Origin of the sequence: Bhargavaea ginsengi (assembly GCF_900109165.1) — a bacterium.
GTDB lineage: Bacteria > Bacillota > Bacilli > Bacillales_A > Planococcaceae > Bhargavaea > Bhargavaea ginsengi.
In genome coordinates this window covers 61,822-74,602 of record NZ_FNZF01000005.1, presented here as the reverse complement: position 1 = coordinate 74,602, position 12,781 = coordinate 61,822, and the positions used below count along the sequence as shown (strand labels likewise).

The following is a 12,781-nucleotide window of genomic DNA, read 5'->3' as shown; positions in this document are numbered from 1 at the left end:
CGGTATAGTACAAGTACCATTATGGAGGAGGCATGCACATGGATCACCAGGCACTCAAGGCGTTCCAGCAGTTTGACGATAATCGGTTCACGAAAGTCGATTTCATGAAAAACGAGAATAGCACGGCATTCACACTGAACTTCCTTCCGGGTCAGTCTATGAAGGCGCACAGTCATCCCGGAAAGGAACTGTACCTTGTCGTGACGGAGGGGAGCGGCACGTTCACGGTTGACGGTGAGGAAGTCATGGCGACTAGAGGGGATGTCCTGTTCTGTGATGAAAAGGAAATGATCGGATTTGAGAATAACGGCGATAACCGGACGACTTTATTTGGAACCCTGACGAAAATTGGATAGTCTTAACGGCGGTGAAAGCCTGGATAGTGTATGACAAGTAAGCCATCCTCTAACAGAGTGGATGGCTTTTTGCGTGCCATTCAATTTATTGATTCAATAGACTTGACGAAATCGAGATATTAAAATATAGTTAATTACGAAAAGTAACCAATGTGTCCGGACGTCTCGAAAGTCGGCTCCGCCACCTCACGGCCATTTTCAATCTTTACATCAGGAGTGAAACAGAAGGATGAATTCATTGACTGGAAAGCCGGCATTTGAGATCGGCGTCTATACACTCGGCGATATTGTGAAGGATCCCCATACCGGAAAAACAGTTTCTGCTGGTCAGCGCCTAAATGAAATTCTTGAGGCGGCAAAGCTGGCAGACCATCTCGGGCTCGACGTGTTCGGCGTGGGTGAGCATCACAGGCTGGACTACGCGGTTTCTTCACCGCCGGTCGTACTTGCTGCGGTCGCACAGGCAACAGAACGAATCCGGCTGACGAGCACGACGACAGTCCTCAGCACAGTCGATCCGGTCCGGCTTTTCGAGGACTTCGCGACACTCGACCTGCTGTCGAACGGTCGTGCGGAAGTGATGGCCGGCCGCGGAGCCTTCATTGAATCATTTCCTCTGTTTGGATTCGACACGGCGGATTACGATGCGCTGTTCGAGGAGAACTCGCAGCTGTTCCGTCTGCTGAATGAAAATGAGGTCGTGGACTGGAGCGGGCGTTTCCGCGCTCCTCTACGGAAAGCTGAAATCGCGCCACGTCCCGCGCAGCCGGAAATTCCATTCTGGATTGGTGTCGGGGGGACACCGGAAAGTGCTATAAGAGCGGGAAGGCTCGGTGCCGGCATGGCGCTTGCCATCCTTGGTGGTCCGCTCGGCCGCTTCAAGCCGTTTCTCGATCTGTACAGGCAGGCGGGTGAAGAGGCAGGACATGATCCTGATTCCCTCCGTGTCGGCGTCACGGGGCACGGCTTCCTGGCAGAGGACGGCGAAGCCGCCAGGGACATCTTCTATCCTTACTACTCGGGCTACTGGGCTGAGGTGAACCGCCAGCGTGGCATGGCTTTCCGGATGAGCCGGGAGGACTTCGGTGAAATCACCGGTCCGGACAATGCACTGTTTGTAGGCAGCCCGGAAGAAGTGACTGAGAAGATCCTCCGCCAGCATGAATTGTTCGGACACACCCGGTTCCTCGCGCAATTGGACATCGGCGGCCAGCCTTTTGAACAGGTTGCCCGGAGCATCGAACTCCTTGCTACTGAGGTGGCTCCGGCAGTCCGAAAAGCAATCGGTTAAGCGTAAATCGTCAAAAACAGCCTTTGGAAAACTTTTGTTCAGGAGTGAATTAACATGGGATTTTTCTCTAAACTATTCGGCAGGAAACAGGAAACGGCACCAGCACCGGCAGTGCCGGAAAAACTTAAAATCGGCATCATCCTCGGTTCAACGCGTGAGGGACGCGTGAGCCCGCAGGTCGGCGAGTGGCTCAAAGGCATCGCGGACGGACGCAATGATGCCAACTATGAAATCATCGATATCCAGGATTACCAGCTTCCGTTTGTCGGAACGACCGACGGTTCGGAGCCGGGCATCGCAAAATGGAACGAGAAGCTCGCAAGTCTTGACGGTTTCGTCTTCATCGTCCAGGAGTACAACCACAGCATTTCCGGCGTCCTGAAAAACGCACTCGACACTGCGCGGGAAGCATGGGCGGATAAGCCTGCCGGAATCATCAGCTACGGTTCGACGGGCGGCGCGCGTGCGGCGGAACACCTGCGCGGTATCTTCGGCGAACTTTCGGTTGCCGATGTCCGGACGCACCCAACGCTCTCCCTCTTTACCGACTTCGAGAACTTCTCCGAGTTCAAGCCGGCCGAGCTGCACCTCGAAAATGTCAGCACGATGCTCGGCGAAGTCAACGAATGGGCCGCTGCGTTCAAGACGGTCCGTGAAGGCGCGAAAGAACCGAGCATGGTCTAAACCAACCACTATCAAAAGTCACCAACCCATGAGGATGGTGGCTTTTTTGGTTTGAGGAGAATCATGGCCAACCATGAATCTGCCAGCATTCCCATTATTACTGGTTTGATAGAAGCAAGGCAGGGGAAGAAGTGTACGGATTAAGGCGAAATGGGAGACGTGGCTGCAGGTTTCTTGAATCCGGCATCGATTACGGGTTCAGAGAGAACCTGGCCAAAAACCGGGAAGCCTTGCAAAATAATGAGGAAAAGGGTGGAAGCATGGATCACAAACACGAAGGCACGACAAACAAGAAACACGAGCAGCTGGAACAGTTCCGCCGTGAGAACACCGGCAAACCGATGACCGACATCAACGGCAACAAAGTCGCCAATGACCAGAAGACGCTTCGCGCCGGCAAGCGCGGTCCGCTCCTCATGCAGGATTTCCACTTCTACAAAAAGCAGTCGCACTTTAACCGTGAACGGATTCCGGAGAAAGTCGTCCACGCCCGCGGCTACGGGGTCCACGGTGAATTCGTGGCGACGGAGTCGATGAAGGACTACACGATGGCGAAATTCCTTGAACCCGGCACGAAAACACCGGTATTCGTCCGCTTCTCCAACTTCCAGGGGAATAAGGGATCTAAGGACACGGCGGTCGACATTCGCGGATTCGCCACAAAGTTTTACACCGAGGAAGGCAATTATGACATGCTGGCGCTCCAGTTCCCGGTGTTTATCCTGGCCGACGCGATGAAGTTCATGGATGTGACCCATGCGGCAAAGCCGGAACCACGGCAGCACATGCCGCAGGCGACCACCGCACACGACAACTTCTGGGACTATGTCACAAGCAACCCGGAATCGGCGCATATGGTCATGTGGCTCATGTCGATGCGCGGCCGTCCGCGCAGCTGGCGCATGATGGAAGGTTTCCCGGTCAATACGTTCCGTCTCGTTAATGAAAAAGGCAAGTCCACGTTCGTCCGATTTATCTGGAAGCCGAAGCTCGGCGTCCATTCGATCACCTTGGATGAAGGGAACATGATCGGCGGTGTCGATCCGGACTTCCACCGCCGCGACATCATCGAAGCGATCGAGAGCGGTGCATATCCGGAGTACGACCTGTGTGTCCAGCTGATCGATGAGGAAGACGAGTTCAAGTTCGACTTTGATATCCTCGACGACACCAAGCTGTGGCCGGAGGAGGAAGTGCCGCCGAAGGTGGTCGGCAAGATGGTGCTGAACCGCCTCCAGGACAACTTCTTCGCCGAAACGGAACAATCCGCTTTCAACCCGGCAAACCTCGTCCCGGGCATCGAGTTCACAAATGATCCGGTGCTGCAGGGCCGTTCATTCGCCTACCGGGACACGGAACTCCATCGCCATCACTCCGCGAACTATGAAGAACTGCCGATCAACCGGCCGATTTCCGACGTGAACCACAACCTGCGTGACAGCTACCTGAAGTATCCGATCGAGCAGGACAATGTGCACTTCCACAACAACATGCAAGCTGACAACACGCCTCATGAAACGCCAGCCCCGGAAGGTTACGAGAATTATCCGGAGAAGGTCGAAGGCCATGTGACGAGGGAGCATCCGAGTGATTCGTTCCAGGATTACTACTCTCAGCCGCGCATGTTCTGGAACAGCCTGTCGATGCCGGAGAAGCAGGACCTGATCGAGTCGTTCAGCTTCCATGTTGGCGGCGTGAAAAACAAGGAACTCCGTCAGAAGACGGTGGAGATGTTCGCGAACGTCGATACTGAAATGGCGACGATGCTCGCGCAAAACGTCGGCGCGACACCACCGAAAACCAAGCATGTCGACTATGAAAAAAGCTTTCCTTCCCTGAGCCAGCTGAATTCGCCGCATTCGGCGATGACTTCCAGGGTCGCGGTCGTCATCGGTGACGGATTCGACGAAAAGGAAGTCGACAAAGCACTTGCGGCGCTGAAAGGCGTCGGAGCGGTAATCGACATTATTTCCGAGACACTGGCTCCGGTAACAGGAAATAACGGTATGGAGCTTACGCCGACCAATAGTTTTCTGACGGTCCACCCGACGCTGTATGATTCGGTCTACCTGGTCGGCGGCAAGGCGAAGATGAATCAGCTCAAATTCGACCAGGGCGCGATGGACTTCTTTAAGATGCACTACATGTTCATGAAGCCGATTGCCGTCGGGGCAGGTGCCGCCCAGTATGCCATGAGCACCGAAGCCAATAACCTGGACGGCGTCGTCATGGCGGAAAACAATCCGGAATTCGCGGACCAGTACATCGAAGCACTTGCGATGAAGCGTTTCTGGGACCGTACCTGATAAAAAGACAAACACGCCCGATCCGGCAAATGCCGGGTCGGGCGTATTAACGCTCAATTATAAGCGGGCGTCCTCGATGACTTCGCGAACATATTTCATCGTATTCTCTTCCGCTTCCCCAATATCGTAGTCAAGACGGTTATTGAGGATGTTCGTCATCATGCCCTGCCAGATGAGGTTCGTCTTTTCATTGACCGGATTCATCTGTTCAATCTGAATCTGGCCTTCCTCGGCGGCCATCTGAAGCATGGATTTCCCCCGTTTCATTACGCTCCGTTCAAACAGGGTGGGCTGGAGTTCGTCTGGGACATTGACCAGTTCTGCCGGGTAAACCTCATAATAACGCTGCATGAGTTTTTCCGGCTGGTCCCCGAGGTCCATGATAAAGACCGCATTGAAAAGTTTGGGCGACCTGAACGAATGGCGGATAAAGCTTTCCCAGGCAATGACATACTTGTCGAGGGGCGTTTCACCGTCTTCCATCCGCGCAGTCACTTCTTCGATATAACCGCCCAAAAGCCGCATCGCTGCGAAGAACTTCAGATGGGACAGTTCGCTGAAATAGTTATAGAGAGTGGCACTATTATAACCGGCGCGGTCCGCCACTTTGCGGATCGTCACTTTGTCGATTCCTTCTTCATGGATGATTTCCACTGTCGCTTCAATGAAATACTTCCACATCCGGCTCTTCTGCAGTTGCTTGTTTGTCATACCGGACAGGCACCTCCGTCTTCAGATAAATATAGAAAGCGCTTTTGCAAACTACTTTATCATATGTTAGCATAATCAATGTTATAAAAATAATCATGATTACTTTATATATCATGATTGTAATTCTTTCTGATTGCAAGTGTGACTTCACATGCATATCGGCAATTGGATACCTAAAAACATTTGAGAGGTGATTGGGTGCAGAATGCACGGATAGATTCCTTTATCTTCTGGTTTGCGATTATTGTGGTCCTGTTGGCCACGGTGTCTTTGGTGATCTTCCGCGAAAGCGCAGAACCGGTACTTGATCAGATCATGACCGGCATCACATTTAAAATGGATTGGGCTTGGCAGTTTCTAACGATCGGCCTGTTTGTATTATTAATCTGGCTGGCATTCAGCCGTTTCGGCAAGATCCGGCTGGGTGAAGGAAAGCCGGAATTCTCGACATTCAGCTGGGGCACGATGCTGTTCACGGCGGGGATGGGGACAAGTATCATGTATTGGTCCATGGTAGAGCCGCTCTACTACTACTCGGGACCCCCATTCGGAATTGAACCCGGCAGCCAGGCGGCAGCGGAGTGGTCGCTGACATACGCGCTCTTCCATTGGGGAATTTCCGCATGGTCCTTGTACGCATTCCCGACAGTTGTCATCGCCTATTCCTATTTCATCAGGAAGCAGCCTTCCCTCAAGATGAGCGTGGCGCTTCGCGGTGCGCTAGGTAAGTATGCGGACGGCTGGCTGGGCAAGGTGATTGATATTCTCGTAATCTGGAGCCTAATCGGAGGACTCGGAACAACGCTCGGCCTGGGCGTGCCGATGGTCTCCCAGGTCGTCGCCCGTGTATTCGGACTTGAACCGTCACTGATGCTGGATGCCATCCTGGTCATCCTGATCACTGTCGTTTACTCGGCAAGTGCCTATCTCGGCCTGCATAAAGGGATCCGCCGCCTGAGCGACCTGAACGTCTACCTCGCTCTCGCACTGGCGATCTTCGTACTTCTTGCCGGTCCTACGCTGTTCATCCTGACTTACTTCACGAACAGCTTCGGTATGATGATCCAGAATTTCGCCATGATGAGCTTTTATACGGACCCGATCGGGCAGGGCGGGTTCCCTCAGGCGTGGACAGTCTTTTACTGGGCCTGGTTCGCAGCTACGGCGCCATTCATGGGACTGTTCGTTGCGCGGATCTCCAGAGGCCGGACCATCCGTCAGCTGATCATGCATATGCTCCTCTGGGGATCGGTCGGAGCTTGGATCTACTTTATGGTCTTTGGCGGCTACTCGATGAATGCCGAATTGACCGGCAAGCTGGATCTTTCCGGAATCCTTGCAGAAAAGGGCGGCGATGCGGCGATTGTCGAGATTCTGAGTTCGTTGCCGCTGAGCGCCATCGTCCTGCCGTTCTTCATCGTCCTGGCCGTGATTTTCCTATCGACATCACTCGACTCTGCGACCTATGTCCTGGCCGCCATCGCTACAAAAGAGATGCGACCGGGACAGGAACCGGCCCGCTGGCACCGCATGATCTGGGGAGGCGTGCTTGCGGTAATGGGAATTTCTCTTCTTCTTGTCGGCGGCCTCAGGGTTGTCCAGACATCGGCAGTCATCGTGTCGATCCCGATCTTCCTGTTCTACCTTCTGCTGATTGTTTCGCTGATCAGATGGCTCAAGAAGGACTTCCCCAAAAAATCAGGGTTTGTAATCACTCAGGCTTCCAAGGAGGAATAACCGTTGGTATTTAACGTACGAGAAACAAACCGATCTGTTCGGGATGAATTTCCGCATAAAGTGAAAGAACTGAACAACATTTGGATTCCGATGTCTGACGGAACAAAGCTGTCCGCCAAGATCTGGCTTCCGGAAGACGCAAAGGAAAATCCGGTTCCGGCAATTCTTGAATATCTGCCGTACAGGAAAAACGAATTTACTGCACTGCGCGACTCACTCCGGCATCCTTATTTTGCAGGGCACGGATATGCAAGCATCCGGGTCGATATCCGCGGGACCGGGGATTCGGACGGCATCCTGTATGACGAATATCTGAAGCAGGAGCAGGATGACGCACTGGAAGTCCTGGAATGGATCGAGAAGCAGCCGTGGTCGACGGGAAGTGTCGGCATGATCGGAAAGTCGTGGGGCGGTTTTAACGGGCTGCAGGTGGCCGCTCGACGGCCAAGACAGCTAAAGTCGATCATTACGATCTGCTCGACCGACGACCGTTACGCGGACGATGTCCATTACAAAGGCGGTGCGATGCTGGCATCGGACATGCTCTGGTGGTCTTCGACGATGTTCGCCTACAACGCGCGTCCCGCGGATCCGGAAGTGGTCGGCGACGCATGGCGGGAAATGTGGCTGAACCGAATGGAAAACACACCTCCTTACGTCGAGGAATGGGTCCGTCACCAGCGCCGCGACGCCTACTGGAAGCACGGCTCAGTCAATGAGGACTATAAGGCAATTGAAATCCCTGTCTTTGCAGTCGGCGGATGGGCGGACGGCTACCCGAATGCCATCCCGAGAATGCTGGAAAATCTGGACGTCCCGCGCAAGGGCCTCATCGGGCCATGGGCGCATGAGTATCCGGAAATGGCGGTGCCCGGCCCTCAGATCGGTTTCCTGCAGGAATGCCTGCGCTGGTGGAATCAGTGGCTGAAGGGGGAGGACACGGGCATCATGGAAGAGCCGATGCTCAGGGCTTACCTTCAGGACAGTGTGCCGCCGCAGACAAGCTACGACTACCGTCCGGGTCACTGGGTCGCAGAAAAACAATGGCCGCCGGCAGCGATCAAGGACCAGCGCCTTTACCTGGATGAAAATAAGCTCGCAGCAAAGCCTGCGGGCGGCGATGCCATCCAGGTCGTAAGCGTCCAGCAGCACGGGCTGCACGCGGGTGTCTACTGTCCGTTCGGCCAGCCTGGAGATCTGCCGGCAGACCAGCGGAATGAAAACGGATATGCCGTCGTCTTTGAATCGGAACCGGTCGAACATGACACGCCGATTCTTGGGCACCCGACTTTCAGCGTGGAACTGTCTTCCGACAAAACGCATGCATTGATTGCGGTCCGCCTGAATGATGTCGCACCGGACGGTTCTTCCACCCGGGTGACTTGGGGGATGCTGAACCTGTCCCATCGTGACAGCGATGAATTCCCTGAAGCGCTCGAGCCGGGCAAGACATATACGGTTGACGTGAAGATGGATGTGATCGGCTATACACTGGCAGAAGGGCATCAGTGGCAGCTTGCCATTTCACCGAACTACTGGCCGCATGCATGGCCGGTGCCGGAAGAAGCGACACTCACCGTCTATCCTTCCGAGAACACATACCTATCTTTGCCGATTCGCGGAGAAAAGGAGATCGACGCGGAGCTGAAGCCATTCGCGCCTGCCGAAACCGCTCCTGTCCTGACGAAAGACATCCTCCGGGAGGCCGGTCGGACACGCGAGATCAAGCATGATGTGGTCACGGACATCTGGACGCTGGATGACTTCTCCGATGAAGGTGCCCGCCGCCTGCATGTCAACGGACTGGAATACGGTAGCACGAACCGTAACGTTTATACGATCAGAGGCGGAGACCCGCTTAGCGCCAGGGTCGAATGCGACTGGACGCTGGATGTCGGCCGGGGAGACTGGCAGACCCATCTGGTTACGAAAAGCGTTATGACCGCTGACGAGAAAAACTACTACCTGACGAACCGCCTGACTGCCTATGAAGGTGACAAGGAAGTATTCGACAAAACGTGGGAAGCAGAAATTCCACGTGACTTTACTTAAAAGAACACGAAGAAGCGCCCGATCCGGATTTTCCGGGTCGGGCGTATTTTGTTGTCTGATCCTGCACCTTGTCGTCGTTCCGTGAAGATTTATGCTGCACGATGGCAGGAAAAAGCCGGACGGGTCTGGAAGTGAAGAGGAGAAGAGAAAGAACCATAGTTACGGAAGAGAGCTGATCAAATGGGACAACTGGCTATAGAAGAGTACGGCCCGGCCATCCACCTGAATGAACGGATCATCCCGATCGATCCGCTCAACCCGCTGGAGCGCGTCAGAGTCACGGAAGGCCTGATCGATACACTGCTTGGTGAGCCCGAAATGCCGGAAGGGGCAGAAATTCCGGAATCCTACGATGAGAAACGGAAGCTTCTCCGTGGGCTTCTGAACATCCGTCCTCCGTATCCGATGGAGCCGGACTTCCTGAACAGTCTCGACGCTTTGCTGCAGCTGGAGCTGAGGGAAAAGGGCGTGGTCGCGGAAACGGCGCTGGGGACAGCGGCGGAACAATTCCCGGGGACACCTGTCTCACATGCCGGACAGATGGCGCTGTGGCGGGGAGATATTACACGTATCGGCACCGATGCTATCGTCAACGCGGCGAATGAGCAGCTTTTGGGATGCTGGCAACCGCTCCATGAATGCATCGATAACGCGATTCATTCCGCGGCAGGGCCGGAACTGCGGGAGGATTGCAATACCATATTGGCAATGCAGCGGCAACCGGAGCAAACAGGAAGTGCCAAAGTGACGCGGGGTTATAATCTGCCTTCGAAATTTGTCCTTCATACAGTCGGGCCGATTATTGATGGCGGCAGGACACCGACTGGGGAAGAAAGGAACCGGCTTGCTTCCTGCTATGTATCCTGCCTGGAGGCAGCTGCCGAAGTGGAGGAGATCAAGACGATCACTTTCTGCGCGATTTCAACAGGCGAATTCGGCTACCCGAAAAAAGAAGCCGCGAATGTGGCAGTGGAGACGGTGAATGGATGGCTCGACGACCATCCGGATCGGTTCACCAAAATCGTTTTCAACGTTTTTGGTGATGAAGACGAGGCTGCATATAAAGATGTGTTCGGAGTAAAATAATAGCTGTGCGGCATTCATGCCGCACAGCTGCTTTATTTGGAGGACACTTTGTCGAGGTAGCGGCGGACCGCATCGATATCGCCTGCGACTTCCCGTTCGCGTGCCTCGTCTTTTTCCAATTTGGAGAGGGCTTTCTGCAAAACCTCCTGTTCCTGTTCACGCGGAACGACGGTCACACCGTCCGCGTCACCGATGATAAGGTCTCCGGGACGGACGGTCACGCCGCCGCATGAAATCGGAACATTCACTTCACCGGCACCTGTCTTGCTGCTTGCCGCAACGGTTGTTCCGCGTACAAAAACGGGGAAGCCAAGCGCCTTGATATCACGGACATCGCGGATGGCACCGTCGACGACAAGTCCCGCAAGGCCAAGTGTCTGCATCATCCCGACGACAAAATCCCCTGCCACAGCCTTCGTCAGGTCCCCTTTAGCATCCACTACAAGCACATCACCGGGGCTTGCCGTCCGCATCGCCCTTAGCATAGCAGGGTTGTCGCCTCCGGGCAGCTTCACCGTGACCGCACGCCCTGCAATCCGATATTCCTCCCGGAGCGGTTTGAGTTCAGGTTCCATATTGTTCAGCCCGCCCGTTGCATCGGAAACTGCGGTGGACGGGGTGGTTGAATAGTGGGCAATCAGCTCATCTGGCATAATTTTCTCCTCCATCGATTGAGATAGTTTCATCCTATTAAAATCATCGTATCAAAAAATCGAACACTCTAAATAGTAAATCATTCGACAAGGAATGAATTTTAAGATGAAAGTCTTGATTTCAAGATTGATCCATTGTATAGTTAGTAACGTAAAGTAACCACAACAAGGAGGCCAAACATCATGGCAGAAAAACTCAACATCGGTATCATTCTAGGATCGACACGCGAAGGCCGCGTAAGCCCACAGGTCGGTCAATGGGTCAAAGGAATCGCGGATGGCCGCGGCGACGCTAACTACGAAATCGTGGACATCGCTGACTTCCAGCTTCCGTTCCTCGGCACAACTGACGGTTCGGAACCAGGAATCGCGCAATGGAACGAAAAGCTTGCAAGCCTCGACGGCTTCGTCTTCGTCGTTCAGGAATATAACCACAGCATCACCGGCGCTCTGAAAAACGCGATCGACTTCGCACGCGAAGCATGGTACGACAAAGCTGCAGGAATTGTGAGCTACGGTTCAACTGGCGGCGCGCGTGCAGCGGAACACCTCCGCGGCATCCTCGGCGAACTGAAAGTCGCTGACGTCCGTACGCACCCTACACTTTCGCTCTTCACAGACTTCGAAAACTTCTCCGAGTTCAAGCCGGCTGAACTGCACCTCACAAACGTTACAGCTATGCTTGACGAAGTGAATGCTTGGGCAGGCGCTCTGAAAACAGTCCGCGAAAAACAAGCGGTCAATCAATAATTAAAAATCAGCCCCTTCCTGCAGACAACGTTCTGCCGGGAAGGGGCTTTTGTGTGAATTCGGGTCAGATGATGGGACTGGAGGCTTTCGCGGTTTGGACAGCCTGTTTAAATGACGAAAAAGCAATGAGCGTGTGCTCCGAAGCCGCTTCCCCAGCAATGTCCCGCGCCGCTTTGGGTGTAATCCCTGTGACGAGCAGCCGGCAGCCCATCAATCTCAAGACGTCCTGGATGTGGAGCAGGTCAAACACCGGTGTATCTTCATCCCAGTAAAGTCCGGAGATATCGATGATTACCGAATGGCAATGGTGTTGCTGCACGTATTCGCTGATTTTGACTGCCAGCCGGCGGTAGCGCTCTACACTCATTTCCCCGTTCAGGGAGATGGCAGCGATTCCGTCATCAATCTCAAGAACCGGCAGCGATAAACGTTCGATTTCACGCTCTTTTTCTTCAAGGCGCTTTCGCTGATTCACTTCGACCGTAACATCTGTCTGGGTCCCGATGAAGAACAGGCGGCCACCCGTGCGAATGGGTTCGATATTGACACGATTCCAGAAGGGGGAGCCATCTTTTTTATAATTTTTCAAGGTGACAGTAACGGAAGATTCCTGCCTGATCGCATCTCGCATTTTTTGTACATCTTTCGGGTCGGTGTCTGCTCCCTGAAGAAATCGGCAGTTGTGGCCAATCGTTTCTTCAGGGGTATATCCGGTCAGTGTCTCGAATGTTTGGTTGGCGTAGATGACCGGATGATCTTCCTGTGAAGGATCGGTAAAAAGCGCGGCAGTCCGGCTGCCGTCCAGCATCGCTTCAAGGAGAGTGATCTGGGTCTCCGGGTCCATTCTCTTGATGAGGCATCCCTCCTGAAAATCAGTCTGTCTTCTGTGGCTAATCGTAGCATAGTTCGGCAGAGAACTCAGGTAATATTACAATTCTCTGAAATTTATTAAGTAAGACCGCCATGTTAAATTCGGGAAAGTTGAACTGAAGGTATCCATACGACAAGAAAGAAGCATGCATCCGGACTCGGTATGCATGCTTTTTTTACTTAGGCTCTGCTATAGAGTGTTGTTGCTTTCCGTTACGGGCGGACGCTTTCCGCGGGGAAGGCATCGAGCCTTCTGCGAAGTCTCTCCGCACTTCCTTTCCCGCA

Annotated in this window: 11 protein-coding genes; 8 read left to right on the top strand and 3 right to left on the bottom strand. The window is 53.8% G+C overall.

Annotated features, from left to right (window positions below):
• Positions 1 to 38: 38 nt before the first annotated feature.
• The 4 genes from BMX91_RS12530 (at position 39) to BMX91_RS12515 (ending at position 4,637) form a co-directional block, all read left to right on the top strand.
• Positions 39 to 356 (top strand): cupin domain-containing protein, encoded by a 318-nt coding sequence (locus BMX91_RS12530; RefSeq protein WP_092054901.1) that lies wholly within the window; start codon positions 39 to 41, stop codon positions 354 to 356.
• A 229-nt stretch (positions 357 to 585) separates the two neighbouring features.
• Positions 586 to 1,647 carry an LLM class flavin-dependent oxidoreductase gene (locus BMX91_RS12525; protein ID WP_092054898.1) on the top strand — a complete coding sequence of 354 codons (1,062 nt, stop codon included), beginning with the start codon at positions 586 to 588 and terminating at the stop codon, positions 1,645 to 1,647.
• A gap of 54 nt (positions 1,648 to 1,701) precedes the next feature.
• Positions 1,702 to 2,331 carry an NADPH-dependent FMN reductase gene (locus BMX91_RS12520; RefSeq protein WP_092054896.1) on the top strand — a complete coding sequence of 210 codons (630 nt, stop codon included), beginning with the start codon at positions 1,702 to 1,704 and terminating at the stop codon, positions 2,329 to 2,331.
• A gap of 260 nt (positions 2,332 to 2,591) precedes the next feature.
• Positions 2,592 to 4,637 (top strand): catalase, encoded by a 2,046-nt coding sequence (locus BMX91_RS12515; protein WP_092054893.1) that lies wholly within the window; start codon positions 2,592 to 2,594, stop codon positions 4,635 to 4,637.
• Between the two features lie 57 nt (positions 4,638 to 4,694).
• Here BMX91_RS12515 and BMX91_RS12510 read toward each other — a convergent pair whose 3' ends face one another.
• A complete protein-coding gene (locus tag BMX91_RS12510; RefSeq protein WP_092054890.1) occupies positions 4,695 to 5,348 on the bottom strand; it encodes a TetR/AcrR family transcriptional regulator in 654 nt (217 codons plus the stop codon).
• A gap of 198 nt (positions 5,349 to 5,546) precedes the next feature.
• Here BMX91_RS12510 and BMX91_RS12505 point away from each other — a divergent pair, with 198 nt between their 5' ends.
• The 3 genes from BMX91_RS12505 to BMX91_RS12495 all read left to right on the top strand — a co-directional run bounded on the left by BMX91_RS12505 (position 5,547) and on the right by BMX91_RS12495 (position 10,223).
• Positions 5,547 to 7,085, top strand: coding sequence for a BCCT family transporter (locus BMX91_RS12505; protein ID WP_092054887.1), 1,539 nt, complete (start codon positions 5,547 to 5,549; stop codon positions 7,083 to 7,085).
• 3 nt (positions 7,086 to 7,088) lie between these two features.
• On the top strand, positions 7,089 to 9,137 hold the full coding sequence (locus tag BMX91_RS12500; protein ID WP_092054884.1) for a CocE/NonD family hydrolase: 2,049 nt from the start codon (positions 7,089 to 7,091) through the stop codon (positions 9,135 to 9,137).
• 180 nt (positions 9,138 to 9,317) lie between these two features.
• Entirely contained in the window at positions 9,318 to 10,223 is a 906-nt protein-coding gene (locus BMX91_RS12495) for a protein-ADP-ribose hydrolase (RefSeq protein WP_092054881.1), read from the top strand.
• 32 nt (positions 10,224 to 10,255) lie between these two features.
• Here the strand turns inward: BMX91_RS12495 and BMX91_RS12490 are convergent, their stop codons facing one another.
• Positions 10,256 to 10,876 carry an RraA family protein gene (locus tag BMX91_RS12490; RefSeq protein ID WP_092054878.1) on the bottom strand — a complete coding sequence of 207 codons (621 nt, stop codon included), beginning with the start codon at positions 10,874 to 10,876 and terminating at the stop codon, positions 10,256 to 10,258.
• A 183-nt stretch (positions 10,877 to 11,059) separates the two neighbouring features.
• Between BMX91_RS12490 and BMX91_RS12485 the strand changes: the two genes are divergently transcribed.
• Complete coding sequence (locus BMX91_RS12485) at positions 11,060 to 11,626, top strand: NADPH-dependent FMN reductase (protein WP_092054875.1); 567 nt, start codon at positions 11,060 to 11,062, stop codon at positions 11,624 to 11,626.
• A 64-nt stretch (positions 11,627 to 11,690) separates the two neighbouring features.
• On the opposite strand, the gene BMX91_RS12480 is transcribed toward BMX91_RS12485, so the two are convergent.
• Positions 11,691 to 12,470, bottom strand: coding sequence for a PAS domain-containing protein (locus tag BMX91_RS12480; protein WP_092054872.1), 780 nt, complete (start codon positions 12,468 to 12,470; stop codon positions 11,691 to 11,693).
• Positions 12,471 to 12,781: the final 311 nt, after the last annotated feature.

Excerpts from the sequence above, each read along its gene's own strand:
- BMX91_RS12530 (WP_092054901.1), top strand. The coding sequence starts at position 39 with ATGGATCACCAGGCACTCAAGGCGTTCCAGCAGTTTGACGATAATCGG.
- BMX91_RS12525 (WP_092054898.1), top strand. The coding sequence starts at position 586 with ATGAATTCATTGACTGGAAAGCCGGCATTTGAGATCGGCGTCTATACA.
- BMX91_RS12520 (WP_092054896.1), top strand. The coding sequence starts at position 1,702 with ATGGGATTTTTCTCTAAACTATTCGGCAGGAAACAGGAAACGGCACCA.
- BMX91_RS12515 (WP_092054893.1), top strand. The coding sequence starts at position 2,592 with ATGGATCACAAACACGAAGGCACGACAAACAAGAAACACGAGCAGCTG.
- BMX91_RS12510 (WP_092054890.1), bottom strand. The coding sequence starts at position 5,348 with ATGACAAACAAGCAACTGCAGAAGAGCCGGATGTGGAAGTATTTCATT.
- BMX91_RS12495 (WP_092054881.1), top strand. The coding sequence starts at position 9,318 with ATGGGACAACTGGCTATAGAAGAGTACGGCCCGGCCATCCACCTGAAT.
- BMX91_RS12490 (WP_092054878.1), bottom strand. The coding sequence starts at position 10,876 with ATGCCAGATGAGCTGATTGCCCACTATTCAACCACCCCGTCCACCGCA.
- BMX91_RS12485 (WP_092054875.1), top strand. The coding sequence starts at position 11,060 with ATGGCAGAAAAACTCAACATCGGTATCATTCTAGGATCGACACGCGAA.
- BMX91_RS12480 (WP_092054872.1), bottom strand. The coding sequence starts at position 12,470 with ATGGACCCGGAGACCCAGATCACTCTCCTTGAAGCGATGCTGGACGGC.